General features: G+C 67.3%; 21 protein-coding genes. 16 read left to right on the top strand and 5 right to left on the bottom strand.

Translation table 11 applies throughout. The features are described from left to right. The first annotated feature begins 29 nt into the window (after nt 1-29). Nucleotides 30-2,285 carry a patatin-like phospholipase family protein gene (locus C1O66_RS06970; RefSeq protein ID WP_102767217.1) on the top strand — a complete coding sequence of 752 codons (2,256 nt, stop codon included), beginning with the start codon at nt 30-32 and terminating at the stop codon, nt 2,283-2,285. A gap of 39 nt (nt 2,286-2,324) precedes the next feature. Here C1O66_RS06970 and C1O66_RS06975 read toward each other — a convergent pair whose 3' ends face one another. Together C1O66_RS06975 and ispD are read right to left on the bottom strand one after the other, a co-directional pair. Next, nucleotides 2,325-3,071 carry a helix-turn-helix domain-containing protein gene (locus tag C1O66_RS06975; RefSeq protein WP_102767218.1) on the bottom strand — a complete coding sequence of 249 codons (747 nt, stop codon included), beginning with the start codon at nt 3,069-3,071 and terminating at the stop codon, nt 2,325-2,327. A 156-nt stretch (nt 3,072-3,227) separates the two neighbouring features. After that, entirely contained in the window at nt 3,228-3,938 is a 711-nt protein-coding gene (gene ispD / locus C1O66_RS06980; protein ID WP_102767219.1) for a 2-C-methyl-D-erythritol 4-phosphate cytidylyltransferase, read from the bottom strand. Between the two features lie 248 nt (nt 3,939-4,186). On the opposite strand from ispD, the gene C1O66_RS06985 reads away from it, so the two are divergent. The 9 genes from C1O66_RS06985 (at nt 4,187) to C1O66_RS07025 (ending at nt 15,233) form a co-directional block, all read left to right on the top strand. After that, nucleotides 4,187-5,467, top strand: coding sequence for an efflux RND transporter periplasmic adaptor subunit (locus C1O66_RS06985; RefSeq protein ID WP_102767220.1), 1,281 nt, complete (start codon nt 4,187-4,189; stop codon nt 5,465-5,467). Between the two features lie 181 nt (nt 5,468-5,648). Then, nucleotides 5,649-6,377: an ABC transporter ATP-binding protein gene (locus C1O66_RS06990; RefSeq protein WP_102767221.1), complete on the top strand. Its 729-nt coding sequence runs from the start codon at nt 5,649-5,651 to the stop codon at nt 6,375-6,377. Continuing rightward, the gene (locus C1O66_RS06995; protein WP_102767222.1) at nt 6,374-7,720 is read left to right on the top strand and encodes a TolC family outer membrane protein; all 1,347 of its coding nucleotides are present in this window, start codon (nt 6,374-6,376) and stop codon (nt 7,718-7,720) included. Before C1O66_RS06990 ends, C1O66_RS06995 begins: the two co-directional genes overlap by 4 nt. Next, on the top strand, nt 7,717-9,030 hold the full coding sequence (locus tag C1O66_RS07000; RefSeq protein ID WP_207795914.1) for an ABC transporter permease: 1,314 nt from the start codon (nt 7,717-7,719) through the stop codon (nt 9,028-9,030). Before C1O66_RS06995 ends, C1O66_RS07000 begins: the two co-directional genes overlap by 4 nt. 11 nt (nt 9,031-9,041) lie before the next feature. After that, a complete protein-coding gene (locus C1O66_RS07005; RefSeq protein WP_102767223.1) occupies nt 9,042-10,286 on the top strand; it encodes an ABC transporter permease in 1,245 nt (414 codons plus the stop codon). A gap of 40 nt (nt 10,287-10,326) precedes the next feature. Continuing rightward, a complete protein-coding gene (locus C1O66_RS07010) occupies nt 10,327-11,688 on the top strand; it encodes a sigma-54-dependent transcriptional regulator (RefSeq protein WP_102767224.1) in 1,362 nt (453 codons plus the stop codon). A 9-nt stretch (nt 11,689-11,697) separates the two neighbouring features. Then, a complete protein-coding gene (locus C1O66_RS07015) occupies nt 11,698-13,005 on the top strand; it encodes a sensor histidine kinase (protein WP_102767225.1) in 1,308 nt (435 codons plus the stop codon). 47 nt (nt 13,006-13,052) lie between these two features. Next, entirely contained in the window at nt 13,053-14,126 is a 1,074-nt protein-coding gene (locus C1O66_RS07020) for a hypothetical protein (protein WP_102767226.1), read from the top strand. Nucleotides 14,127-14,174: 48 nt separating this feature from the next. Further along, on the top strand, nt 14,175-15,233 hold the full coding sequence (locus C1O66_RS07025; protein WP_102767227.1) for an RNA methyltransferase: 1,059 nt from the start codon (nt 14,175-14,177) through the stop codon (nt 15,231-15,233). A gap of 42 nt (nt 15,234-15,275) precedes the next feature. Here the strand turns inward: C1O66_RS07025 and C1O66_RS24575 are convergent, their stop codons facing one another. Further along, nucleotides 15,276-16,829: a methyl-accepting chemotaxis protein gene (locus C1O66_RS24575; RefSeq protein ID WP_102767228.1), complete on the bottom strand. Its 1,554-nt coding sequence runs from the start codon at nt 16,827-16,829 to the stop codon at nt 15,276-15,278. A 459-nt stretch (nt 16,830-17,288) separates the two neighbouring features. Between C1O66_RS24575 and mfd the strand changes: the two genes are divergently transcribed. The 5 genes from mfd (at nt 17,289) to C1O66_RS07055 (ending at nt 23,818) form a co-directional block, all read left to right on the top strand. Further along, nucleotides 17,289-20,765: a transcription-repair coupling factor gene (mfd, locus tag C1O66_RS07035; RefSeq protein ID WP_243392730.1), complete on the top strand. Its 3,477-nt coding sequence runs from the start codon at nt 17,289-17,291 to the stop codon at nt 20,763-20,765. Between the two features lie 2 nt (nt 20,766-20,767). Further along, a complete protein-coding gene (locus C1O66_RS07040) occupies nt 20,768-21,457 on the top strand; it encodes an HAD family hydrolase (RefSeq protein ID WP_102767229.1) in 690 nt (229 codons plus the stop codon). Between the two features lie 70 nt (nt 21,458-21,527). Next, nucleotides 21,528-22,235, top strand: a complete 708-nt coding sequence (serB, locus tag C1O66_RS07045; protein ID WP_394341021.1) for a phosphoserine phosphatase SerB — start codon at nt 21,528-21,530, stop codon at nt 22,233-22,235. A gap of 22 nt (nt 22,236-22,257) precedes the next feature. Beyond that, nucleotides 22,258-23,199 carry a septation protein IspZ gene (locus tag C1O66_RS07050; RefSeq protein WP_165794513.1) on the top strand — a complete coding sequence of 314 codons (942 nt, stop codon included), beginning with the start codon at nt 22,258-22,260 and terminating at the stop codon, nt 23,197-23,199. A gap of 40 nt (nt 23,200-23,239) precedes the next feature. Continuing rightward, nucleotides 23,240-23,818, top strand: coding sequence for a flavin reductase family protein (locus tag C1O66_RS07055; RefSeq protein ID WP_102767232.1), 579 nt, complete (start codon nt 23,240-23,242; stop codon nt 23,816-23,818). A 7-nt stretch (nt 23,819-23,825) separates the two neighbouring features. Here C1O66_RS07055 and rraA read toward each other — a convergent pair whose 3' ends face one another. After that, a complete protein-coding gene (gene rraA, locus C1O66_RS07060) occupies nt 23,826-24,323 on the bottom strand; it encodes a ribonuclease E activity regulator RraA (RefSeq protein ID WP_102767233.1) in 498 nt (165 codons plus the stop codon). 48 nt (nt 24,324-24,371) lie between these two features. After that, nucleotides 24,372-24,593: an RNA-binding S4 domain-containing protein gene (locus C1O66_RS07065; RefSeq protein WP_102769514.1), complete on the bottom strand. Its 222-nt coding sequence runs from the start codon at nt 24,591-24,593 to the stop codon at nt 24,372-24,374. A 157-nt stretch (nt 24,594-24,750) separates the two neighbouring features. Here C1O66_RS07065 and C1O66_RS07070 point away from each other — a divergent pair, with 157 nt between their 5' ends. Beyond that, complete coding sequence (locus C1O66_RS07070) at nt 24,751-25,716, top strand: hypothetical protein (protein ID WP_102767234.1); 966 nt, start codon at nt 24,751-24,753, stop codon at nt 25,714-25,716. Nucleotides 25,717-25,725 lie beyond the last annotated feature (9 nt).

Consider the following 25,725-nt stretch of genomic DNA (forward strand, 5'->3'; position numbering starts at 1 on the left):
CCTGACTGATTCATCCCTCTCGAACACCCATGCCTTTGCTGCCTCGCTTGTTCTGTCTGACCCTGGCATTGGGTCTCGCTCTAGGCTGTACCGGCAGCCCGGCGCAGACCGTGCTGCCAGGCGACCCTCCGATCGCGCCCATTCGCGCCGATGGGCAGCGCGCCAAGATTGGTCTGGTGCTGTCGGGTGGCGGGGTGCGCGGCCTGGCCCATATCGGTGTGCTCAAGGTGCTGCGCGAACGCAAGATCCCGGTGGATCTGGTCGTTGGCACCAGCATGGGCGCGGTGGTGGGCGGCGCCTATGCCTCGGGCCGCAGCATCGAGGAGATGGAAGCCTTTGTGCAACACACCGACTGGCCCAGCGTGCTGGCCGACCGCCCGCCGCGCCAGAACCTCAGCTTCCGGCGCCGGGAGGAAGATCAGACCATCCCCTCGCGCCTGGAACTGGGTGTGGATCCACGCGGCGGGCGCACCACCTTGCCACCCTCGGCCGCGGGCAATAGCGCGTTGGAGGCTGCGCTGGAAAGCCTGGTGCGCGGCGAACAGGCCGAGACGCCGATCAGCCAGCTGCGCCTGCCCTTCCGCGCCCTGGCCACCGATTTGCTCAATGGCGATCTGGTCGAGATGGTGGACACGCCGCTGTTCCTGGCCATGCGCGCCTCCATGGCCGTGCCGGGCGTGTTCTCACCGGTGCGTGTGAACGGCCGCGCGGTGGTGGACGGCGGCCTGGTGCGCAATCTCGGCGTCGATGTGGCGCGCAAGATGGGGGCGGACATCATCATTGCGGTCAATGTGGGCTCACCACTGCTGGAAGAGCGCGAGATCACCAGCGCGGTCGGCGTGGCCAACCAGATGCTGCAGATCCTGACCAATCAGAATGTGGCCCAGTCGCTGCGCGAGTTGCGCAGCGTCGATGTCTTGATCGACCCCGATCTGGGCAATATCAGCTTCATGGACTTCAGCCGTTTCGAAGAGGCCATGAGATCGGGCGAACGCGCTGCCCAGGCCGCGCTCGAACGATTGACTCCACTGGCGGTGGACGACGAGCACTTCGCCCGCTTCGAGCAAGGTCGGCTGCGCGAGCCCGCCCCGCTGAGCCAGCAGGCCCTGCCCCTGGCCAGCCTGAAGATCGAAGGCACCCAACGCAGCAACCCCAAGGCCTTGCGCGAAGAACTGGGGCTGCATGTGGGCAAGCCCGCCAGCCCTGAGGACATCAAGCGCGCCACGGCGGCCTTGTACGGCCTCGGCGACTTCGAGCGCATCGACGCGCAAGTCAGCGATGTCGAAGGACAGCGTCACCTGACCCTGCATGTGCAGGAGGCCGAGTGGGCGCACAACCGCCTGCGCTTCGGCCTCAGCCTGAAAAGCAATTTCGGCGACACCAACGGCTTCACGATCAGCGCCATGCATGTCAGCACCTGGCTGAACCGCTGGGGGGCCGAGCTGCGCAGCTCGGCCAGCCTGGGTGAGAACCGCGGGCTGAGCTTTGATCTGATCCAACCCCTGGGAGCCGGTTCGCCCTGGTACCTCAACCTGGTCAGCAACACCGAGAGCACGAACACCGATTTGCATGATGCCTTCGGTCGGCGCAGCATGCGGCTGAGCGTGGGCCAGGCCGGCACCGAGCTGGCGATCGGTCGCCGCTTGTCCAACTGGGGTGATGTGCGCCTGGGTGCGGTCCGGGCCTCGGGTTCGGTGCGCGCCGTGATTCCTGAGCCCGCAGAGAACCCCAATCTGAAGTACCGGGTCAGGGGCGCTTTTGCCGAGTTGCGCACCGACACCCTGGATTCCCTGGCCTTCCCCAGCCGCGGGCACATGGTTTCGCTGCGCTTGCAATACGCGTCCACCACGCACGGCACGGACGCCTTGAACGCCGGCGCCATGGGCCTGGCCGCCTTCCGTGCCGGCCGCTGGGCCGGCCATGTCTACACCGAATGGCAGCACGCAGCCCTGGGCAGCGCGGGGGGCAGCCTGGGCGGTTTCTTGCGCCTTTCCGGCACCAATGAAAACTCACTGGAAGGCCGCACGCTGGGCTTCGGCCGCCTGGTGATGGCACGCCGCATCGGCGAGATGCCCATCGGTTTGGGCGGCGCCATCCGCGCCGGCATGTCGCTGGAATTGGGCGGCATCATCCGCGACCGAGAGCTGTTCGACCGCAGTCAGCTGAAACTGGCCGGCAGCACCTTCCTGGCTTTTGACACACGCTTCGGTCCCTTCTACCTGGCGCTGGGCGGCACCTACAAGGGCCAGGGCACCGCCTACCTCTTCCTCGGCCCGACCTGGTAGGCGTGGCGCCGGAGCGCCCCGCCCCGCCTCGCGGATGGCTCAGCTCGCCTTCTTGACGCGGCGCATGGCCGTGAACTGCTCGAACTCCCAGGAACGCAGGCCCAGCAGCAGGGTGAAGCCATCTCGCTCGCTGGGCTGCAGGCGCTGGTCGTCCTGGTGCAAACGCGCCAGTTCAGCGGCCAGCTGGCGGATTTTCTGCACCAGCTCCTGCGCGCTCGGGTTGGACAGACGGCCATGCACGCAGAGCAAGGCCTCGCCGTCACCATCAAAACGGCCCGCGAAATAGTCGTTGACGACGTATTTACGGAAGAAGTTCTGCACCGGGCCATCGGGCAGCCAGTGGAAGGCGATGGACACGCGCATGCGGTAGCGGTTCAGCGGCTTGAGCTCGATCAGCTCCAGGCGGTCGAGCTTGACCAGGTAGCGGATGCACTCGGTCTCGCTGATGTCATAGGTCTCGATGATCTGCTCCAGGGTCCAGTGACCCAGGCAGCAGATCGCCACCAGCAGCAGCTTGGGGTCGCTGACCAGGGAGCGTTCCTGCGCCAGCGTCAGCGTGTCGGCATGCGGCGTGGCGTCCGCCGCCTGACGCAGGACATCCTCCATGGCCACACCGACGGCCTTGCAGATCTGGGCCAGGCGAGACAAGCTCATATCGCCTTGCGAGAACATGCGCTTCATGCTGGACTCGCTCATCTCCAGGCGCTGGCCCAGCTGCTTGTAGGTGATGCCGGCGGCGCGCATCTCGCTGCGCAGGACCTGGATCAGGACTTCGGGGCTGCTCATGGTGACTCTCTCCTCTCGCTAGGCTCAAATTGGTAGCGCATCGTAATACCGAATTACAAGAATTAACAAGTAAAGTTCAGTTTTACGAATCCTCAGGATGAACTGCAGCTGGGCGCGATGAACTGCAGCTTCGCACCGGAGCCCGCTCGGACGAGCTCAGCGGCTGCGCAGCAGGCGCTCGGCCAAGGCGAAATCCGCCGGCCAGGTGACCTTGAAATTCTCCATCGGCGACTCGACCAGCAGCGGCGCGTGACCGAGTGCCTCGACGGCACTGGCCTCGTCGGTGACCGAATCGCCGGCCATCATCAGCGCCGGCTTGAGCATGCCAAGGCGAAACATCTGCGGCGTCTGGGCGGCCCATTTGTGGCGCCGGTCCACGGTGGCGGCCACGCGGCCAGCTTCGGCCTGCTTGAGCGTGTCGGCCAGGGGCAAGGCCAGCAGGCCGCCCACCTCATCCTCGGCACAGGCCTCGATCAGGCGCAGCACCCACTCGGGCCGGATCAGGCAGCGCGCCGCGTCGTGCACCAGCACCCAGTCGTGCGGCTGGGCGCCGCGCGCCATCAGCTCGGTCAGGCCGGCGCTGACGGTCTCGGCCCGGCTGGCACCGCCGACCCGGGCCACCCAGGCGCGTTCGCCCTGGAACTCGGGCATGGCCGCCTCGAACAGATCGTCCTCTGGCGAGAGCACCACCAGGGTCGCCTCCAGCGCCGCCACCTGCGACAAAGCGTCCAAGGTGTGGGCCATCATGGGCCGCCCGGCCAGCGTCACGTACTGCTTGGGCCCGGTCGCGCCGGAGCGAGCGCCGATGCCAGCGGCCGGCACCAGGGCGAAGCAGCGCGGCTGCAGCCCGATGGGGAAATGTGTCATGGCGCGGATTCTAGGACCGTGGATGGAGGCGTCTCTGAGGCCCCGCCGCCGTTCCAGCCCTGTCCGATGCGGTTCGATCTTGTCCGCTCCTGTCCGGCATCGGTGTCCGCCGCAGTGTCCGCGGACACTGCGGCACCGCCCCCTGAAGGCCGCCAAGGCCCATACCACCGGGCTTGGCGCCATCTCGAAGAGCTGGCATGCGGCTTGCAATGATTCAGGCAAAGCCCCTCCAAGGAGACCCTGACACCATGATTCGAGACACCTCTGCCCAGGACCAGGTCTTGAGCCCCCGTCGACGCAGACTGCCACCCCGCTGGCTGCTGGCCACGGTCGGCCTGGCCGCCTTGCTGGCCCTGTCCTACACCGTGCCCAAGCTGCGCGATCAAGTCGGCGGCCAAGGCGCCTCTTCGGTCAAGCTCTCGCGCCTGAGCCTCTCGACCGCAGAAATCGGTCCGCTGACGCGTGAAGTCAGCGGCGAGGGCAAGGTGGTGGCCGCGATCAGCCCCACGCTCTATGCCGGCAATGCCGGTACGGTCAGCCTGACGGTGCAAGCGGGCGACCCCGTTCAACGCGGCCAGATCCTGGCCCGCATCCACAGCCCCGAGTTGGCCACCCGCCTGGCCCAGGAGCGTTCGAACGCCGATGCCTTGAAGAGCGAATGGCTGAGGGCCGAGGCCGACGCCCGCCAGCAGCGCGCTCAAAGCCAAAGCAATCTCGAGACTGCCACCATCGCCCAGCAAAGCGCGCGCAACGAGCTCAAGCGCCAGACGCAAGCCTTCGAGGCCGGCGCCACCGCCCGCGCGCAGGTCGACCAGGCGCAAGACGCCCTGGCCCGCGCCGAAGTCGCCCTGCGCCAAGCGCGCGGCCTGCTGGACCTGAAGGACGAAGCCAGCAAGTTCGAGCTGCAGGCCAAACGCCAGGCCTTCGAGCGCCAGCAGCTGAATGTGCAGGACCTGAGTCGCCAGGTCGATGAGCTGGCGGTGCGCTCGCCCGTGGACGGTCAAGTCGGCCAGCTTTTCGTCACCGAGCGGGCCAGCGTCGCCAAGGACGGTCGGCTGCTCTCGGTCGTGGACCTGAGTGCGCTGGAGGTGCAGATGCAGGTGGCCGAGAGCTTTGCCCGCGAACTGCAGGCCGGCATGCCCGGCACCATCCAGGGCAATGGCCAGCAGTGGAAGGGCGTGGTCAGCTCGATCTCGCCCGAGGTGGTCAACAACGAAGTGGCCGCACGGCTGCGCTTCCAGGGCCAAAGGCCCGAGCAGCTGCGCCAGAACCAGCGCCTCTCGGTGCGCGTGCAGCTGGACCACCGCGACCGCGTGCTCACCGTCGCCCGCGGCAGCTTTGTCGACGAAGGCGGCGGCCGCTTTGTCTACGTGCTGAAGGACGGCCAGGTGCAACGCCGCGCCATCCGCCTGGGCGCCCAGGGCCTCGCCCGCGTCGAAGTGCTGGAAGGCCTGCAGCCCGGAGAGCAGATCGTCAGCAACGGCGGCGAGCTGTTCCAGGGCAAGGAGCGAGGGATGGTGAGTGAGTAGCTGAGTTCTTGGGTGAACAGGTGAACGGGTGAACAAGTGAATCACTCCCCTGCCACCACCCACTCACCCATTCACACATTCACCCATTCACCCATTCACCTGTTCACCTGTTCACCTGTTCACCTGTTCACCCGTTCACTCGCTCTCCCCACACCCATTCACACCCAACCGGTACCCACCCATGCTCCACATGCAATCCCTCGCCAAGGTCTACCGCACCGAGATGGTCGAGACCTATGCCCTGCGCAACTTCAACCTTGAGGTCAAGGCCGGCGAGTTTGTCGCCGTGACCGGGCCCTCGGGCTCGGGCAAGACCACCTTTCTGACCATCGCCGGCCTGCTGGAAGCCTTCAGCGGCGGCCGCTACGAGCTGGACGGCGTGGACGTCAGCGCCATGGACGACGACGCCCGCTCGCGCATCCGCAACCAGAAGATCGGCTTCATCTTCCAGGCCTTCAATCTGATCCCCGATCTGAACGTGCTCGACAACATCGAGGTACCGCTGCGCTACCGCGGCATGGGCGCGGCCGAGCGCAAGAAGCGCGCCACCGAAGCCCTGGCCCGCGTGGGCCTGTCGGCACGCGCCAAGCATTACCCGGCCGAGCTGTCCGGCGGCCAGCAACAGCGCGTGGCCATCGCCCGCGCCCTGGCGGGCGAGCCCAAGCTCTTGCTCGCCGACGAGCCCACCGGCAACCTCGACAGCAGCATGGCGCGCAGCGTGATGGACCTGCTGGAAGAGCTGCACCGCGACGGCGCCACCATCGTCATGGTCACGCACGATATGCAGCTGGCCGCGCGCGCGCAGCGCAACGTCCATGTGATCGACGGTCAGGTGGTCGACCTGGCGGCCGAGCTGCGCATGGATCCGGCCTTGCTGCAAGGTCAGAGCCAGGCCGTCCAGATGCCATGAGCACCACGATGAATCTGACCCATTTCAGCTGGCGCCAGCTGGCCGCAGCAGCTCTGCTGAGCCTGGCTGCCGCCGCTGCGGCGCAGGCGCAATCGAGCCAGGATCTGCTCCAGGTCTACGCCCAGGCCCGCACCGCCGACCCGCGCCTGGCCCAGGCCCAGGCCTTGCGCGGCGTACAGCAGGAAAGCGCGGCCCAGGCCCGCGCTGCCCTGCTGCCGCAGTGGAACCTGGAGCTGGCCGCCAGCCGCCAGCCCGGCGGCGCCCACCAGCAGCAGCTGAGCAGCCGCATCAGCCAGGCGCTGTTCGACCTCAGCCGTCTGCGCGAATGGGATGCCGAGAGCCGCCTGCTTTCAGCTGAAGACGCGCAGCTGCAGGCGGCCGAACAAGCCCTCTGCGCTCGCGTGGCCAGCGCCTATTTCGGCGTGCTTTCGGCCCAAGCCGCGCTGCGCAATGCGCAGGCCAATGAGGCAGCGTTTGCGGCCCAGGTGGGGCAGGCGCAAAAGCGCTTCGAAGCCGGCTTGTCGGCCGCCGTCGATGTCGAGCAGGCACGCACCTACCACCAGCTCTCGCGCGGCAGCAGCTTGCAGGCGCAGGAGGCCCTGGAAGATGCCCGCGCAGCCCTGGCCGAAATCACCGGCCAGGCGCCCGCCGATCTGCAAGGCCTGAGCCCCGCGCTGCAAGCCCAGCCGCCGCAGCCCGCCTCGCGTGAGGCCTGGGTCGAGCAAGCCCTGCGCCAGAACCCGGCCCTGCGCGCCGAAGCCTTGCGCCTGCAGGCCAGCGAAGACCGCATGGCCGCCAGCCGCGCGGCCCACCTGCCCAGCCTGAGCCTGGGCCTGGACAGCCAGCGCCTGCAGGGCGCGGCCGTGCCCGCAGCACTGGCTGGGCGCAACGAGCACACCGTGGCCCTGCGCCTGAACATCCCCTTGCTGGCCGGCGGCGCGACGCAGGCGCAAAGCCGCCGTGCCGTGCACCAGCGCGATGCCCAGCGTGAACAGCTGGAGCAGGCGCGCCGCGCCCTGCAACGCGAAACCCAGGCCCAGTACCAGGCCGTGCTGCTCAGCGCCCAGCTGCTGGAGAGCACCGCCGCGGCCGTGCAGGCCGCCAACGAGGCTCTGGCCGCCACCCGCGCCGGCCAGGCCCTGGGCACGCGCAGCATGACCGACCTGCTGCTGGCGATTCAGTCGCAGACCGCCGCACAGGGCGCGCATGAACAAGCGCGCCACCGCCATGTGCTGGCCACCGTGCTGCTGCAACAGGCGGCCGGCCAGCTGAACGAGGCCAGCCTGGCCCAAGTCAATCAATTGCTGCAGCCCCGCGCGGGCGCAGCCGAGGGTTCCCCATGAGCATGCTGAACTACTACTTCGATCTGGCCCTGCGCAGCTTCCGCGCGGCCAAGGGCCTGAGCCTGCTGATGATCCTGGCCCTGGGCCTGGGCATCGGCGCCTGCATGACCACGCTGACGGTCTTCCACGTGCTGGGCGGCGACCCCATCCCGGGCAAGAGCGAGCGCCTGTTCAATGTGCAGTTGGACGCCGAAGCGGCCAACCCCAGCTTCAAGCCCGGCGACGAGCCCGTGCGGCAGCTGACCCGCTTCGATGCCGAGGCCTTGCTGCAAGCCAAGAAGGGTCGGCGCCAGGTCATGATGACCGGCGCCCAGGCCACGGTCTTGCCGGACGACCCTGCGCTCAAACCTTTCGTCACCACGGCGCGCTGGACGAGCGCCGACTTCTTCACCATGTTCGAGGCCCCATTTGCCTACGGCAGCGGCTGGGATGCGGCCGCCGATCAGGCCGACGCGCGCGTGGTGGTGATCTCGCACAGCCTGAATGAAAAGCTGTTCGGCGGTGCCAACAGCGTCGGGCGCGAGATCCGCCTGCGCGAGCAGGGCTTCCGCGTCGTCGGCGTGCTCAAGCCCTGGCGGCCGGTGCCCCATTACTTCGACCTGACCCAGGGCGCCTACACCCAGCCCGCCGAGGTGTATGCGCCGATATCCACCTCGTTCCGGCTGAACTTGGGCAGCTCCGGCAATATGAACTGCTGGGGCAACCTGGATGGCAAGCACCCTCGCGACTTGAACGTGCCTTGCGCCTGGCTGCAGTACTGGGTCGAGCTGGACTCGGCCGCTCAAGCCGCTGAGTACCGCAATTACCTGCAGCAGTACTCCGAGGAGCAAGGCCGCGCCGGGCGCTTTGAGCGGCCGGCCAATGTGCGCCTGCGCCCGGTGATGGCGTGGCTGGATCATCAACAAGTGCTGCCCAGCGATGTGCGCCTGCAGGTCTGGCTGGCTTTTGCCTTCCTGCTGGTCTGCCTGACCAACACGGTGGGTCTGCTGCTGGCCAAGAGCCTGCGCCGCTCGGCCGAGATCGGGGTGCGCCGGGCCCTGGGGGCCACGCGTCGCGCCATCTTTCAGCAATTCCTGGTCGAGGCCGGCGTGCTCGGCCTGATCGGCGGCTTGCTGGGCCTGGCGCTGGCGGCCCTGGGCCTGTGGCTGGTGCGCCTGAGCCCGGCGCCCTATGCCCGCCTGGCCGAGATGGACTGGCCCATGCTGGCCCTGACCCTGGCCCTGGCCCTGCTGGCCAGCCTCGCCGCCGGCCTGCTGCCGGCCTGGCATGCCGCCGGCATCAGCCCGGCCCGTCAACTGAAAACCCAGTGAGGATTCAATCCATGGAACTTATGCCCATCCTCTCCACCCTGCGCCGCCACAAGACCGCGGCGGGCCTGATCGTGCTCGAGGTCGCGCTCACCTGCGCCATCGTCTGCAATGCCCTGCACCTGATTCAACAGCGCGTGGAGCGCATCCAGGCCGAAAGTGGTCTGGCTGAATCTGAGTTGGTGACCCTCTACCTCAGCGGCATCGGCAAAGCCGACAATGTCGACGAAATCACCAGCCAGGACCTTCAGGCCCTGCGCGCCCTGCCTGGCGTGAAAAGCGCCACCATCATCAACCAGGTGACATTCGGCAACAGCAGTACCGTCAGCGGTATGCGCCAACAACCGGAACCCAATGGCGAAGGCATCGCCGTGCCGCAATACGCCAGCGATGAACATGCGCTGGCGACCATGGGCCTGAAACTCGTCGAGGGCCGCAACTTCCGCGCCGAAGAAATCGTGCTCGACAACGCCTTCAACGGCCCCGGCGAAAACCCGCCGCGCCCCCGCCAGGTCATCATCAGCCAAGCCCTGGCGAAACGTCTGTTTCCCGGCAGTTCAGCTCTCGGCAAGCAGGTGTACGTCTTCGGCGATGTGCCGATCGAGGTGATTGGCGTGGTGCAGACCTTGGGTGAGGTTCATCCGGGACCCCAAGCCCAAGGACCGAACGAAACCGGAGGTGCAGGCCGGTACGGCATGCTGCTGCCGCTGCGCAACAGCTATCGCGGAGGCTTCTACGTGATGCGCGTGGACCCGGCTCAACGCGATGCGGTGCTCAAGGCGGCCACCCCGGTGCTGGAGTCCATCGGCGGCAAGCGCATGGTGCGCGAGGCGCGCACTCTGGAGGAGATGCGCAGCAGCTACTACGCGCAGGACCGCGCCATGATCTGGCTGCTCGGCGGCGTTTGCGTGGCCCTGCTCCTGGTCACGGCCCTGGGCATCGTCGGCCTGGCCAGTTTCTGGGTGCAGCAGCGCACCCGCATGATCGGCACCCGGCGCGCCCTGGGCGCCACACGCGGGCAGATCCTGCGATATTTCCAGCTCGAGAACCTGCTGCTGTCCAGCGCCGGCATTGCGCTCGGCATGGGCGCGGCCTACGGCATCAATCTGGCCCTGATCCGCAGCTATGAGCTGCCCTTGCTGCCGGCCTATTACCTGCCGGTGGGCGCGCTGGCGCTTTGCTTGCTGGGGCAACTGGCCGTGCTGGGCCCGGCGCGGCGCGCCGCAGCCTTGCCGCCGGTGGCAGCGCTGCGCTTCTGAGGCCCGCCCGCATGAAGGCTCTTGCTATGCTCGCCACCCCATGAGACATGTGCTGATCATCGATGACAACGCCGGCGTGCGCGAGGCCCTGGCCCTGCTGCTCTCCCTGCACGACATCGAGCCCCTGCTGGCCGACAGCCCGGCCCAAGGTCTGGCCCTGCTGGCGCGGGCCCGCCCTCCCGTGGACCTGGTGATCCAGGACATGAACTTCAGCGCCGATACCACCTCGGGCGAAGAAGGCGCGGCCCTGTTCCGCGCCATCCGGGCCCAGCACCCCGACCTGCCCGTCATCCTGCTGACTGCCTGGACCCGGCTGGAGGCGGCGGTGGAGCTGGTCAAGGCCGGCGCGGCCGACTACCTGGCCAAGCCCTGGGATGATCACAAGCTGGTGGCCACGGTGGAGAACCTGCTGGAGCTGGGCGAATCCAACCGCGCCCTGAGCCAGGCGCGCCAGGCCCGCCAGGCTCGCCGCGCACAGCTGACGCAGCGCCTGGATCTGGCCGGCATGGTGTTCGCCTCCGATGCCATGCTGGGCACGCTGGAGCTGGCCGCACAGGTGGCGCGCACCGAGCTGCCCGTGCTGATCAGCGGGCCCAATGGCAGCGGCAAGGAGCGGCTGGCGGCCATCGTCCATGCCAACTCGGCCCAGCGCACAGGTCCCTTCGTGGCCCTGAACTGCGGCGCCCTGCCCGCGGATCTGATCGAGGCCGAGCTCTTCGGCAGCGAAAGCGGCGCCTACACCGGCGCCCACAAGGCACGCGAGGGCCGCTTCGAGGCGGCCGATGGCGGCACGCTGTTCCTCGATGAAATCGGCACCCTGCCCCTGGCCGGCCAGGTCAAGCTGCTGCGCGTGCTGGAGACCGGGCGCTTCGAACGCCTGGGCTCCAGCCGCACGCGCAGCAGCCAGGTGCGCGTGATCAGCGCCACCAATGCCGACCTGAAGGCCATGGTCGCCGAAGGCAGCTTCCGCGAAGACCTGTACTACCGGCTCAATGTCTTTGAGCTGCGCCTGCCCCCGTTGGCGGAGCGGCGCGAAGACATCCTGGTGCTGGCCGAGCATTTCCTGGCCGGCGCGGCCTCCTTGTCAGAAGCAGCGCGCGAGGCCTTGCTGGCCCACCGCTGGCCGGGCAATGTGCGCGAGCTGAAGAATGTGATGGCGCGCGCCGGGCTGCTGGCTGCCGGCGCCAGCATCCAGCCGCAGCACCTCGGTCTGCAAGCGGCAGCGCCAGCGGCCGCCTCGGCAGCCGGCCATCGCAACCTCGACGAGCCCAGCCGCGAGGCTGTTCAGGCCGCCCTCACGGCCGCCGGCGGCGTGGTCAGCCGCGCCGCCCAGGCCCTGGGTCTGTCGCGCCAGGCGCTGTACCGGCGCATGGAGCGCTACGGCATGGCCGAAGCCAGCTGAGACCGATTCATGCAATGGCGACTCTTCCTGGCCCTGCTGGCCGCGGCCCTGCTCGGTGCGGGCGCGCAGGCCCTCATCCAGCAGTGGCAGTGGCCGATCTACAGCCTGCTGGTGCTGGCCCTGCCCCTGTACGGCCTGAGCGGCCAGCTGCTGGAGCCGCTGCGCCGCTTGCTGCGCGCGCTGGAGGGTGCGGTGCTCAGCTACCGCGATGGCGACTTCAGCATGTCCATCGCAGCCGGCCCCAGCGGCCCGCTGCGCCAGGCCGAGCTGGCCGCCTTGCTGCGCGCCCACCAAGAGCTGGGCCTGGCCCTGCGCGAGCAGCGCCAGCAGCTGGCCCGTCGCGAGCTGCTGCTGGACACGGTGGTACAGAACACGCCCCTGGCCTTGCTGCTGCTGCAGGAACCCGGCGGTGAAATCAGTTATGCCAATATTGCCGCGCGCCAATTGCTGGCCCGGGGGCGCAGCCTGGCGGGCCTGAGCCTGGCCAGCCTGCTGGATGACAGCCCCGAGACCTTGCGCCTGGCCCTGGCCAGCGGCCAGGACCAGGTCTTCGGCATGAGCGAAAACGGACAGGAGGAACTCTTCCACCTCTCGCAACGCAGCCTGCAGCTGCAAGGCCAGCCGCACCGCCTGCTGCTGCTGCGGCGCATGACCCGCGAGCTCTCGCGCCAGGAGGTGGCCAGCTGGAAGCGGGTGATCCGCGTCATCAGCCATGAGCTGAACAACTCGCTGGCCCCCATCTCCTCGCTCTCGCACAGCGGCGCCGAGCTGGCGCGGCGCGCCCAGACCGAGCGCCTGGAGGCAGTGTTCGCCAGCATCGGCGAGCGCTCGCGCCAGCTGCACCGTTTTCTGGCGGCCTATGCCGAGTTCGCCAAGCTGCCCTCGCCGCACTGGCAGAGCGTGGATTGGCCGGCCTTCCTGGCCGGCCTGCTGGCCCAGCACCCCTACCGGCTGGAGGGCGCCGAGCCCACCCGCCCGGCCCGCTTCGACCCGGGCCAGCTGGCTCAGGCCTTGATCAACTTGCTCAAGAACGCCCAGGAAGCCGGCGGCCCGCCCGAGGCGGTCAGCCTGGCCGTGGAGTGGCAGGCGCGCGAGCTGTGCTTTGTCGTGCGCGACCGCGGCTGCGGCATGAGCGAGGCGGTGCTGGCCCAGGCCTTGCTGCCCTTTTACTCGACCAAGCGCAGCGGCGGCCAGCATGGCGGCAGCGGCCTGGGCCTGGCCCTGGCACGCGAGATTGCCGAGGCCCATGGCGGTCGCATTGGCCTGAGCAACCGCGAAGGCGGCGGCCTGGAGGTGCGGTTCTGCCTGCCTCAGTGAAGGCCTAGACTTTAGTTACCCCGCCCTCACTGCGAGAAGATGCGCCCATGGACTTCGCACAGATGCAAGAGACCTGGCTGGCCATGGCGGCGGATCGCCGGGCGCTGTGGTGGCAAGGCGCGGCCGGCTTCGCCCTGGCGGCCCTGCTGCCCCTGCTGCTGGAACTGCTGTACTTCCGCCGCCAGGCCAAGGCGGGCAGCTGGCTGAAGCTGCGCCTGCTGTCCCTGCTGATGGCGCCGCTGTGCTTCGCTGTGGTCTGGCTTCCCGCGCGGGCGGTCTCCGGGCCCATGGCCCTGGGGGTGTTCTACCTGCTCTTGCTGACCGTGGGCCCGGGCTTGTGGTTTGGCAGCCATGCCTGGCTGGGGCGGCGCCTGCGGCCGCCGATGAGCTGGCTGGAATCACTGGTGATGGCCGTGCTCGGCCTGGTGCTGCTGTTCGGCCTGCCCCTGATGGCCGCCCAGATGGCGGAGATGGAGATGGCCAAGGAAGCGCGCCAGCTCAGTGCCAGCCCCCGGCAAGCGCCCGACGAATCGTTGCTGCCCCACCGCGTGCTGCCGCCCAAGCTCTACCGCATGCCGGGGGTCGGCCTGGTCTGGACCCAAAGCCTGATCGCGCCCGAGGGCCTGCGCCTGCTGAGCATCGACCAACGTGTGGCCGGGCCCTGGTACCCCAGCGCCGGCGTCAGCCATCCGCAGTTCTGCATGCAGGGTGGCGATCTGCATCTGATGTGGTCGTCGCAAGAGCCGACACCCCAGCTTCGCTTGCACTGGCGTGACGCTTACGGACAGAACCACAAGGCGTCACACTTCCCGGCGACCAGGCCCACGGCTGAGGGCAGCGAGGCCGAGGAGTTTCGGATCGGCTTCCGTCCCCGCGGCCTGGATCCCAGCGCCCCGATCCCGCGCAGCCGTGTGTATCTGAGCGTGATCCTCGAAGCGGGGCTGGAGCCCTATATGCGCGCGCTCAGCCAAAACGACCCCGAGGACCCACAGGACAGCGATTGCATCCTGCCCGGCTACCAGCGCCCGAAGATCGGGCATGAGGGTGACATCGTCCAGGTCGGCCTGACGTTCCAGGCACCGAGCGGCCAGCCATGGCCGCGCGCGGACTTTCGGCGCTGACGCGCGCAGCTCGGCTCCAGAACGCGGCTGAGCGACAATCGCCGCCCCATGCGCATCGAAGACATCCGCCAGCGCTTGCGCGCCCTGGGCGCCAAGCCGCCCCACGAACTCCGCCTCCTGCGCGACTGGGTGCGGGCACGCCCGCACGAGCGCAGCCGACGCAAGCCCGAGAACTTTCTGCCCCTGGCCCTGCGCGAAGGCCTGGAGGCACTGGATGCCGAGTTGCAGGGCCTGACCCGGCTCGTTTCCAACCACCCTGGCGAGGACGGCTCGGCCCGCCTGCTGCTGGCCCTGCGCGACGGCATGACAGTGGAAAGCGTGCTGCTGCCACGCGAGGGCTTGTGCGTGTCCAGCCAGGTCGGCTGTGCGGTCGGCTGCCAGTTCTGCATGACCGGGCGCGAGGGCCTGATCCGCCAAGTCACCAGCGCCGAAATCATTGCGCAAGTGGCCCTGGCACGCAGCCTGCGGCCGGTCAAGAAGGTCGTGTTCATGGGCATGGGCGAACCGGCCCACAACCTGGAGCATGTGCTGGAGGCGATCGAATTGCTGGGCCTGGAAGGCAATATCGGCCACAAGAACCTGGTGTTCTCGACCGTGGGCGACCCGCGCGTGTTCGAGCGCCTGCCCCTGGGCCCGGTCAAGCCGGCTCTGGCCTTGTCCCTGCACACCAGCCGCGCTGACTTGCGCGAACGCCTGCTGCCGCGCGCGCCGCAGCTGACACCGGAGGAGCTGGTCGCGCTGGGCGAAGACTACGCGCGCAAGACCGGCTATCCCATCCAGTACCAGTGGACCTTGCTGGACGGCATCAATGACACGGCCGAGGAGCTGGACGGCATCGTGCGGCTGCTCAAGGGCAAGTACGCCATCCTGAACATGATTCCCTACAACAGCGTGCCCGAGCTGCCCTTCACCCGGCCCAGCTGGGACAAGGCCGAGGGCATCGCCCGCGCCCTGCACCAGCGCGGTGTGCTGACCAAGCTGCGCGATTCGGCCGGCCAGGATGTGGACGGCGGCTGCGGCCAGTTGCGCGCCCGGGCGCTGGCCAGCGATGGCAGCGCCAGCGACGCGGTGATCCGCGTGCAGCGGCGCAGCGCCGGGGCGCACTGAGCCGCAAGCGCCGGCCCGGCCCCAAGCCTCAGTCCTCAGGCCTCAGGTCTGCAGCTTGAACACCGCCATGGCCTGGACCAGCTCATTGGCCTGACCTTCCAGGCTCTCGGCTGCAGCGGCCGACTGTTCGACCAAGGCTGCGTTCTGCTGAGTGGTCTTGTCCATCTGGGTGATGGCCTCGTTGACCTGGGCCACACCGCGGCTTTGCTCCTGGCTGGCGGCGCTGATCTCGCCGACGATGTCGGCCACGCGCTTGATGGCGCTGACGATCTCGCCCATGGTTTGACCGGCCTGATCGACCAGATCGCTGCCCTGCTCGACCTGCTCGACACTGGCGCTGATCAGGGTCTTGATCTCCTTGGCCGCACCGGCGCTGCGTTGCGCCAGAGCGCGCACCTCGCTGGCCACCACGGCAAATCCGCGGCCTTGTTCGCCGGCCCGCGCAGCTTCCACGGCCGCGTTCAGAGCCAGGATATTGGTCTGGAAGGCGATGCCGTCAATGACGGCGATGATGTCCGAGATCTTGCGCGAGGACTCGTTGATGTCCTTCATGGTGCTGACCACCTGGCCGACGACATCGCCGCCTTGTTCGGCCACCATGGAGGCGTTGATGGACAGCTGCTTGGCCTGCTGCGCACTGTCGGCGTTGTGGCGCACGGTGTGGCTGAGCACATCCATGGTCGCCGCCGTCTGCTGCAATGCGGAGGCCTGCTCCTCGGTGCGAGAAGACAGGTCCAGATTGCCCTGCGCGATCTCGCTGCTGGCCCCCGAGACCCGCTCGGCATTGCCGCGCACGCCGCCAACCAATTGTGTCAAGGCCAGGCGCATCTCATCGAGTGCAGCCAACAAGGGCGAAAACTCATCCAGCTCGCGGTCAAGCTCGGGGTGTGCCAAATCGCCATCACGCACGCGCTCGGTCAACTGCTGGGCCTGTTGAACACGCCGTTTGAGCAAGCGAGCCACATGGATCGAAAACACCAGCAAGATCACCAAAGACAAGGTCGCCAGCCCGACCACCAACCGCCAGGTGATCCGCGTTTCATCCTGCATGCCCTCGATGTCATGGTGAAGTGCGCTCTGCTGCTGCAAGACTGTATCGGCCAGAAGGGCAAGGACCTCGTTGCGGGCAGGAATGGTTCGATCCACCAAAAAGGCAAAGGCTTCGTCCTTCTGGCCTGCTTTGATGAGATCGAGATTGGCCATCCCTGCAAGCCAGAAACGGGAAAGTGGCTCTGCGAGCTTGTCAAACCCCGCACTACCACCCGAGGTAGACAGATCGCCCTCATAGGCCCTGAGCAGCTTGTCGATCTCCTGGCGCTTGGCGCTGATGTCATCGAGGGCCCCCTGCATTTCGGCCGGGCTGCGCGCCAGCATGGCATGGCGCAGCTGCAACGAAACACGGGTGATGTTGAGTTCCACAGCAGCTATTCGGGTCAGCTGGGGGACCCGCATGCTCTGCGTGATCTCGGCCGTCTGATCCACACGAGCCAACTTGAAGTAGGCGACCAAGGCCACCCCCCCGAGCGACAGGCACAAAAACACAGCCAGGGCATAGAGCCGAGCGGCAATTCCAAACCGTGCCTTGTTATTCACCATTGGATCACCTCAAGAGCCAGCAAACACATGGGAGGAAAGTCTCAGACCTGGCCCACCATGCGGCAAGTGCATATTTATCATTTTTACCATTTAAGTGCAACACGGCGACCTGCAGCTCGTCGCCGCAAAGCCGCCGCTGCAAGGCCCCGATGCGCTCATATCCACAAACCGCGCTGCGCACCGCAACCGTCACGCGCCGATCGATCCCCCTCAACGAAGCCGCGTCACGAGCAAGCATTGCCGCGGTCTGCGCGACAGGAGCGCATGCGCAACGCGCCGGGCAGCCCAGGCCCAACCCCGCGCCCATCCGGGCGACATGTGCACACCGACGGGACTCGAGTTCGCCCTGAATCAAGGCCCGGCACCGTCTGACATCGGGCTCTGAGCAGCGCAGCCGGCCCCGCTTCCCTACAATCCGCGCAGCCCCGCTTCGGGGCTGTTTCCATTTGTGCGCCCGCCATGCCCTCGTCCCTGCAGTTCCCCCTGATCCAGCCCGGAAAAAAGTTCAGCCTGCCCCGACCCACGGGCTCGGCCGATGCGCTGCTGCTGGCACGCTTTGCGCAGCAACAGCTGGGCGCTGGCCGGCTGACGGCCATCATCACCGCCGAGCCGGGCGACACCCAGCGCCTGGAGGATGAGCTCAAATTCTTCGCGCCCGAGCTGCGCGTGGGCGTCTTCCCCGATTGGGAAACCCTACCCTACGACACCTTCTCGCCCCACCAGGACCTGATCTCCGAGCGCCTGGCCACGCTCTGGCAGCTGCTGCAAAGCCGCGGCATGCCGGCGGCCGAGAGGGAGCTGGACGTGGTGCTGCTGCCGGCCACCACAGCCCTGACCCGCCTGGCCCCGCCCAGCTTCCTGGCCGCCACCACCTTCAACTTTGCGCAGAAGCAGCGCCTGGACGAGGCCAGCCTCAAATCCCAGCTGACCCTGGCCGGCTACAACCATGTGGCGCAAGTCGTGTCGCCGGGCGAGTACGCGGTGCGCGGGGGACTGATCGACCTCTTCCCCATGGGCTCGCTGGTGCCCTACCGGGTCGACCTGTTCGGTGACGAGGTCGATTCCATCCGCACTTTCGACCCCGACAGCCAGCGCAGCCTCTACCCGGTGCCGGCGGTGCGCCTGCTGCCGGGCCGCGAGTTCCCCATGGACGAAGCCGCGCGCCAGACTTTCCGCTCGCGCTGGCGCGAAAAGATGGAGGGCGACCCGAGCCGCTCGCGCATCTACAAGGACATGGGCCAGGGCATCGCCACCGGCGGCATCGAGTACTACCTGCCCCTGTTCTTCGAGCAGACCGCCAGCATCTTCGAGTTCCTGGGCGAGCATTGCGCGCTGGCCCTGCACGGCGAGATCGACGAGGCCCTGGGCCGCTTCTGGACCGACACCCGCGAGCGCCACCGCTTTCTGCAGCACGACCCGGAGCGGCCCATCCTGCCGCCCGAGGAGATCTACTTCAAGAGCGAGGAGTTCTTCAGCCTGACCCACGCGCACCCGGTGCTGGCCGTGCGTGGCAAGGAGGCGGTGGACTATGCCCGCCCCCTGCCCGATGTGTCCGTCGAGCGCGGCGCGCAAGAGCCCCTGGCCCGCCTGGCCGCCCATCTGCTGAGCACGCCGCACCGCGTGCTGCTGCTGGCCGAAAGCGAAGGCCGGCGCGAGAGCCTGCTGGAGCTGCTGCGCGACAACAGAATAGATCCCCCCTCGGTCAGCAGCCTGGCTGATTTCGAGACCAGCCCGGAGAAGTTCGCCATCACGGCGGCGCCGCTCGCGGCCGGCTTTTTCTGGAACGACCCCGAGGGCGGTCATCAGATTCAGATCTTCACCGAGACGGAGCTGTTCGCCACCACGCCGACCACACGGCGCCGGCGCAAGCAGGAGCAGGTCTCGGACGTCAACGCCCTGATCAAGGACCTGTCCGAGCTCAAGGTCGGCGACCCGGTGGTGCACAACAACCACGGCATCGGCCGCTACCAGGGCCTGATCAATATCGACATCGGCGACGGCGCCAGCGAGTTCCTGCATCTGGAGTACGCCGACAAGGCCACGCTCTACGTGCCGGTGGCCCAGCTGCACCTGATCAGCCGCTACACCGGCGTCTCAGCGGACGAAGCGCCGCTGCACCGCCTGGGCTCGGGCCAGTGGGAAAAAGCCAAGCGCAAGGCCGCCGAGCAGGTGCGCGACACCGCTGCCGAGCTGCTCAACCTCTACGCCCGCCGCGCCGCCCGCGAGGGCCATGCCTTCCGCTACTCGGGCCATGACTACGAGGCCTTCGCCGCCAGCTTCGGCTTCGAAGAAACGCCTGACCAGCGCGCCGCCATCCATGCGGTGATCCAGGACATGATCAGCCCCAAGCCCATGGACCGCCTGGTCTGCGGCGATGTGGGCTTTGGCAAGACCGAGGTGGCGCTGCGCGCGGCCTTCGTCGCCGTCATGGGCGGCAAGCAGGTCGCCATCCTCGCACCCACCACCTTGCTGGCCGAGCAGCATTACCAGAACATTGCCGACCGCTTCGGTCGCTGGCCGGTCAAGGTGGCGGAGATGAGCCGCTTCCGCTCCAGCAAGGAGATCAAGGCCGCGCTCGAGGGCCTGGCCGACGGCACCATCGACATCGTGGTCGGCACCCACAAGCTGCTGTCCAGCGAATGCAAGTTCGCGCGTCTGGGCCTGCTGGTGATCGACGAGGAACACCGCTTCGGCGTGCGCCACAAGGAGGCGATGAAGGCCATGCGGGCCGAGGTCGATGTGCTGACGCTGACCGCCACGCCGATCCCGCGGACCCTGGGCATGGCGCTGGAAGGCCTGCGCGATTTGAGCGTCATTGCCACCGCGCCGCAGCGCCGCCTGGCGATCAAGACCTTTGTGCGCAGCGAAACCAGTGGCACCATCCGCGAGGCCATGCTGCGCGAGTTGAAGCGCGGCGGCCAGGTCTACTTCCTGCACAACGAGGTCGAGACCATCGAGAACCGGCGTCAGAAGCTTGAAGAGCTGGTGCCCGAGGCCCGCATCATCATCGCCCACGGCCAGATGCCCGAGCGCGAGCTGGAGCGGGTGATGCGCGAGTTCGTGGGCGGCAAACACAATGTGCTGCTGTGCTCGACCATCATCGAGACCGGCATCGATGTGCCCAGCGCCAACACCATCATCATCAGCCGCGCCGACAAGTTCGGCCTGGCCCAGCTGCACCAGCTGCGCGGCCGCGTCGGCCGCTCGCACCACCAAGCCTATGCCTATCTGATGGTGCCCGATCTGGAAGGCCTGACCAAGCAGGCCGCCCAGCGCCTGGACGCCATCCAGGGCATGGAAGAGCTGGGCTCGGGCTTCTACCTGGCCATGCACGACCTGGAGATCCGCGGCGCCGGCGAGATGCTGGGCGAGCACCAGAGCGGCAATATGATGGAGATCGGGTTCCAGCTCTACAACGAGATGCTGGCCGAAGCGGTGCGCTCGCTCAAGGCCGGCAAGGAGCCCGATCTGCTCTCGCCCCTGGGCGCCACCACCGAGATCAATCTGCACGCCCCGGCTCTGCTGCCCGATGCCTACTGCGGCGATGTGCACCAGCGCCTCTCGCTCTACAAGCGCCTGGCCACGGCCGAGAAGAGCGAGCAGATCGACAAGCTGCTGGAAGAGGTGACCGACCGCTTCGGCAAGCTGCCCGCGCAAGGCCAGACCCTGTTCGACACCCACCGCCTGCGCGTGCTGGCCAAGCCCTACGGCGTGCTCAAGATCGACGCGGCCCCCTCGGTGATGAACATCAACTTCCGCCCCAACCCGCCGATCGACGCCATGCGCGTGATCGAACTGGTGCAGAAGAACAAGAGCATCAAGCTGGTCGGCAACGACAAGCTGCGCATCGACAAGGCGCTGAGCGACCCCAAGGACCGCGCGCAAGCCATCCGCGAAGTGCTGCGCCTTTTGGGTCAACCCGTTCGAAGCGACTAACGATGAATCAGTTTTTCGGTGACTACAAGTTGGCTGCTTTTGCCATGGACTCCACATTGCTCGTCAACGATATGTTGATTGAGCTGGCGGAGTTTTCAGGGCATCGATCAGTCGCTGAAGCCATGACCGAAGAGGGCCTGGCTGGCGACCCCAGCTTATTTAAAAGCAACCTGCTCAATCGTGTTACCTTGCTAGCGGGGTTGCCGATGTCTGCAGTGCTGGAAGTCGCTCGGGAGCGTATGCAAATTCGGCCAGGCGTGCGAGAAACGTTTGAGCGGTATCGGTCTGCAGGCTTGAAGACTGCCATCATTACCAGTGGCTTCGGAATGTTTGCCCGTGACTTGGCAGCGGACCTGAAGGTCGACTTCGTTCGCGCGAATGAGCTCCGCGTAGTTGATGGTCGACTGACCGGTGAACTTGCACCCCAACCTTGGGGTCAAGTTTGCGATGGGGGAGTAAAAGTCCGCATGCTAAGAGCATGCATGGAAGTAGTGGGCTGCAGCCCTTTACAAACCATCGTTGTTGGGCGCGGCGCAAATGACTTGGAAATGCTCGCCTCAGTTGGCTTACCTGTCGCGTTCAATGCGCCCAAGTCCGTGGAACAAACCTTTCGGGCTGTACGCGGAGAGTCCTTTGACAGCATCGCTTCAATTGTTCCGACGTACGACGAGTGGATTAACAGCTATCGATAGGCTAGCAAGCACCGGCCATGTCAACGAACCCCAAATCGTCCAACACACCATTGACCAAGGTTTTGATTTCGTGAACTCATCAGAAATTGGCGGTCTCGTCCAGCACAACGGCAGTGCGCTCCCGCCTCTATCGCACTTCCGCCTCGCCGCCTTCGACATGGACTCGACCCTGATCAATATCGAGTGCATCGACGAGATCGCCGCCGCCGCGGGCAAGAAAGAGGAAGTGGCCGCCATCACCGAAGCCGCCATGCGCGGCGAGATCACGGATTTCAAGGACAGCCTGCGCCGCCGCCTGGCGCTCTTGCAAGGCGTGCCGGTGAGCGCGCTGGAGCAGGTGCTGCGTGAACGCCTGCAGTTCAACCCCGGCGCGCGCGAGCTGTGCGCGGCGCTCAAGGCTGCGGGCTTGAAGCTGCTGCTGGTCTCGGGTGGCTTCACCTTCTTTACGCGGCATGTCGCCGCCGAGCTGGGCATGGACTGGGTGCGCAGCAATGAGCTGGAGATCGTGGACGGCCAACTGACCGGCGCGCTCGTGATGCAGCCCTGGGGCGAGATCTGCGACGGCGAAGAAAAGCGCCGCATGCTGGAGCAATGCGCGGCCGAGATCGGCGCCCTGCCCGCCCAGTGCATCGCCGTGGGCGACGGCGCCAACGACCTGCCCATGATGGGCGCGGCCGGCCTGTCGGTTGCGTTTCATGCCAAGCCGCGGGTGCGCGAGCAGGCCATGGTGGCCATCAACGCGGGCGGGCTGGATCGCCTGCTCGAGGTCTTGCGCTGACCCCCGACATCGCTGCCCCATCTTGAAAATCTGGACCTACCACTACCCGGTCGACCTCGACGGCCAGCGCTACGCGCTGCGCTTCGAGGCCGGCTTGCGCGGCTCGCGCCTGCTGCTCACCCACGAGGGAAAAACGCTGGAAGACCGGCAGGACTTCGGCCGCGAACCCTATCGCCTGCATCGGCTGCAACTGGACACGGCACAAGGCCCCTTGGTCTTCGAGCTGGGCCCGCGCACGGTGCTCAGCTACGGCGTCAAGGTGTCGCGCCAAGGCCAGGTGCTCTACCGCTCCCACCCCGACCCCTTCGCCTACCTGGCCCGGGTGCAAGCCATGATGGCCAAGCGCCAGCGGGAGGCCTCGGCGCCGGGCGCACCCGATTTCTCTCGCCTCAAGGGCCAGGCGCCCGCGATCGCTGTGGACATTGCGCTCGGCCTGCTTTTCTTCGTGATGGGCAAGCTCGGTGATCTGCGCACGGCCGCCCTGGTAACGGCCGCGGCGGGCCTGGCCTTGCTGCCGCTGCAATGGGCCATCAACCGCTTCGCGCCGCCCGCGCGGCGGGTCGATCTGCTCGGTGGCATGGCCTTGTTCGGCGTGGTGGTGATGCTGCTGTCGGCCGGCTTCTCCTGGTACTTCGAGTCGGAGTTCCTGGTGCAACTCAAGGCCAGCGTGATCGGCGGCCTGGTGGCCTGCGCCTTCGGCGTTGACGCGCTGGCTGGCGGCCGCTGGCTGGGCAAGCGAGTGATGACGTATCTGGTCTACAGCGACATCGACGCGCGCCGGCTCTCGGCCGGCATGTGCGCCATGGGCCTGGCCCTGGCCGGCGTCAATGCGGCCGTGGCCAGCCTGATGTCCAAAGACGCCTGGCTTTGGTACACGCTCTGGGGCGATCTGCTGCTGGTCTTCGTGCTGTCCAATCTGGCCATCCACTGGGCGCGACGCAAGCCCGGCCCGCGACCGGCCTGAATCGAGCCCTTCTCATTGCCCTCGCTCCCGAGCCCTCGCCATGCGCCACACCGTTGAACTCCGCCACGCCAGCCGCCTGCTCAACACCGGCCCCACCGTGCTGGTCAGCAGCCGCCACGGCGCGCAGCAGGATGTGATGGCCGCGGCCTGGAACATGCCGCTGGATTTCGAGCCGCCCAAGATCGCCGTGGTGATCGACAAGAACACCTTCACCCGCGGCCTGATCGAGGCCAGCGGTGAGTTCGTGATCGCCGTACCCTGCGTGGCGCAGGCGGCCATGGTCACCGGCGTGGGCCACTGCAGCGGCCGCGATGTCGACAAGTTCGAACGCTTCGGCCTGCGAACCCAGCCGGGTTCTCAGGTGGCGGCGCCGCTGATCGAGGGCTGCCTTGCCTGGCTGGAATGCCGGCGCATCCCCGATCCCGCGCAGGAGCAGCGTTATGACCTGTTCCTGGCCGAGGTGGTGGCCGCCTGGGCCGAGAACTGGGCATTCACGGACGGCCACTGGGTCGAGCCGAGCGATGCGAGCCGGCGCTGCCTGCACCACCTCGGCGGCGGCCGTTATTTCAGCAGCTCGGGCCTGATCGACACCCAAGCCGACACCCAAGCCGACTCCTGAGCCGCTATCAAGCGGCGTGCAGGGCCTGCTCGCTGATCACCACCCCGTCGGAATCGGCATACAACCACTCACCGGGCCGCACCGGCAGGCCATGCAGATGCAGGACCAGATCGCTCTGACCCTGAGCTTTGCGGTCGGTGGGCATGGGCACATGGCCGAGCGCCAGAATGCCCAGCGGCGTGGCCGCCAGCTCGGCCAGATCGCGCACGCAGCCATGAATCAGCAGGCCGGCCCAGCCATTGGCGGCGGCGGCCGCTGCCAGATTGCCACCCAACAAAGCGCGGCGCAGCGAGCCCGCGCCGTCCACCACCAGCACCTGGCCCTGGCCCGGGCTTTCCACCGCTTCCTTGACCCGGCTGTTGTCCTCGAAACACTTCACCGTGCGAACAGGCCCGGCAAAGCGGCCCAGGGCCCCATAGCTGCGGTACACGCCCGGCAGCACACGCAGGCGGCCAGACTCGTCGGACTTGAAGCGGTCGCAAAAATCGCAGGTCGAGAATTCCATATCGGGACACCTCCTCCGAGTCGGTTCGCCACAGGGCCAAGAACAAACTCAGGCCGGCGGCAAGACCTTGATGCGCGCATCCTGGTACTGCACCACCTGGCCGGCGCGGATCTTGGCGGTCTTGCGCAATTCCTCGCGCCCGTCCACCTGCACATGGCCCTCGCTGATGACGGCCCGGGCACGCCCGCCGCTCTCCACCAGACCGTTGGCCTTCAGCAGCTTGTCCAGCTCGATGAACTCGCCGCGCAATTCGAAATCGATGTGTTGCATGGCGGCATTGTCCCAGAGTGGCATGCGCTGCCTGTCGGGCCCAGCCGCTCACCCTCTAAACTCCGCCACGCCCACCCTTCCGGCGCTCGGCCTGCAGTTCAGAGGCCCGGGCCTTCAGATCCAAAGATCCAGCCCACGGCAGTTTCGCCGCTGAACCATGATTCGACACTTTCGCCAGGCCTTGGCCGGCATCCCCTTCGCCACGGATGTCACCCATGCTCACGGGCTGCAGGCCCCCAGGTCCGGCCTGCTGCTCGGCCTGAGCCTGGCCCTGAGCCTGTTGGCTCCATCGTCCGCCTTAGCCGGCGAACGCAGCGAAACGGCCATTGCCCTGCAGCTCTGGACCGTCACCCAGGCCGTGGCCGAGGTGCGAGCCCTCCACGCCCGACCCGGCACCGGTGCGGAGGCTGCGATCTGCCTCAAAGCCCTGGACCCGGACAACTTCCGGGCTTTCGCCGGCGAGCTGGCATCGCAGGCCTACAAGCCCGAGGAATTGCGCGGCCTGGACCGCTTTCTTGGCACGACCTTGGGCCAGAGGGCGCTGCAGCTGCAACTGGCCGAACTGCGACAAACCATGAGCCCACCCCGGCCAGGCCAGGCGGCAGTACCCGCACCCGTCATCGCTTTCACGCAAGCCGAACAGCGCGCGCTGAGCGCCTGGCCGCGCGAGCTGGTCTTGCTCAGGCACGGCCTCAATCGCCAGAAGAGCGTGCAGACCCAGCTTCAAGAGCATGTGCTCACCCGCATCCAGGCCTGCAATGCAGCGGCTCAGGCCAGCGCCCGCGATGCAGAGGCCATGCAGACGCTGCGCCAGACCCACGCGCAAAGCCACCCGAACCTGCTGAACGCCTTCCAGTGCCTGGCCCGCCAGCATCCCGAGCCTGATGCGCAGCAGGCCGTGCAGGCCGCGCGTCAGGCCTATCTGGACCTGCATCAGCAGATCGAGCAAGTCAGCCAGGCGCGCCTGCTCAAGCCGGGCTTGGAAGCGCTGAGCCAGGCCTACGCGCAGATCCCGCGGGGCGCCCTGAGCAGCAGCGATACGGCCCCTTGTGAGAACCTGGGCCTTCAGATCGAAGCCTTGCGGCAAGACATTGAGCGGCCCTCCGACTCGCCAGCCCGCTAACGCTCGCCG

Source organism: Paucibacter aquatile (genome assembly GCF_002885975.1).
Classification (GTDB): domain Bacteria; phylum Pseudomonadota; class Gammaproteobacteria; order Burkholderiales; family Burkholderiaceae_C; genus Paucibacter_A; species Paucibacter_A aquatilis.

Excerpts from the sequence above, each read along its gene's own strand:
- C1O66_RS07065 (WP_102769514.1), bottom strand. The coding sequence starts at position 24,593 with ATGCAACACATCGATTTCGAATTGCGCGGCGAGTTCATCGAGCTGGAC.
- ispD (WP_102767219.1), bottom strand. The coding sequence starts at position 3,938 with ATGACACATTTCCCCATCGGGCTGCAGCCGCGCTGCTTCGCCCTGGTG.
- C1O66_RS07020 (WP_102767226.1), top strand. The coding sequence starts at position 13,053 with ATGGACTTCGCACAGATGCAAGAGACCTGGCTGGCCATGGCGGCGGAT.
- C1O66_RS07005 (WP_102767223.1), top strand. The coding sequence starts at position 9,042 with ATGGAACTTATGCCCATCCTCTCCACCCTGCGCCGCCACAAGACCGCG.
- C1O66_RS06995 (WP_102767222.1), top strand. The coding sequence starts at position 6,374 with ATGAGCACCACGATGAATCTGACCCATTTCAGCTGGCGCCAGCTGGCC.
- C1O66_RS07055 (WP_102767232.1), top strand. The coding sequence starts at position 23,240 with ATGCGCCACACCGTTGAACTCCGCCACGCCAGCCGCCTGCTCAACACC.
- C1O66_RS07000 (WP_207795914.1), top strand. The coding sequence starts at position 7,717 with ATGAGCATGCTGAACTACTACTTCGATCTGGCCCTGCGCAGCTTCCGC.
- C1O66_RS07015 (WP_102767225.1), top strand. The coding sequence starts at position 11,698 with ATGCAATGGCGACTCTTCCTGGCCCTGCTGGCCGCGGCCCTGCTCGGT.
- rraA (WP_102767233.1), bottom strand. The coding sequence starts at position 24,323 with ATGGAATTCTCGACCTGCGATTTTTGCGACCGCTTCAAGTCCGACGAG.
- C1O66_RS06975 (WP_102767218.1), bottom strand. The coding sequence starts at position 3,071 with ATGAGCAGCCCCGAAGTCCTGATCCAGGTCCTGCGCAGCGAGATGCGC.
- C1O66_RS06985 (WP_102767220.1), top strand. The coding sequence starts at position 4,187 with ATGATTCGAGACACCTCTGCCCAGGACCAGGTCTTGAGCCCCCGTCGA.
- C1O66_RS07010 (WP_102767224.1), top strand. The coding sequence starts at position 10,327 with ATGAGACATGTGCTGATCATCGATGACAACGCCGGCGTGCGCGAGGCC.
- C1O66_RS24575 (WP_102767228.1), bottom strand. The coding sequence starts at position 16,829 with ATGGTGAATAACAAGGCACGGTTTGGAATTGCCGCTCGGCTCTATGCC.
- mfd (WP_243392730.1), top strand. The coding sequence starts at position 17,289 with ATGCCCTCGTCCCTGCAGTTCCCCCTGATCCAGCCCGGAAAAAAGTTC.
- C1O66_RS07040 (WP_102767229.1), top strand. The coding sequence starts at position 20,768 with ATGAATCAGTTTTTCGGTGACTACAAGTTGGCTGCTTTTGCCATGGAC.
- C1O66_RS06970 (WP_102767217.1), top strand. The coding sequence starts at position 30 with ATGCCTTTGCTGCCTCGCTTGTTCTGTCTGACCCTGGCATTGGGTCTC.
- C1O66_RS07070 (WP_102767234.1), top strand. The coding sequence starts at position 24,751 with ATGATTCGACACTTTCGCCAGGCCTTGGCCGGCATCCCCTTCGCCACG.
- C1O66_RS07025 (WP_102767227.1), top strand. The coding sequence starts at position 14,175 with ATGCGCATCGAAGACATCCGCCAGCGCTTGCGCGCCCTGGGCGCCAAG.
- C1O66_RS06990 (WP_102767221.1), top strand. The coding sequence starts at position 5,649 with ATGCTCCACATGCAATCCCTCGCCAAGGTCTACCGCACCGAGATGGTC.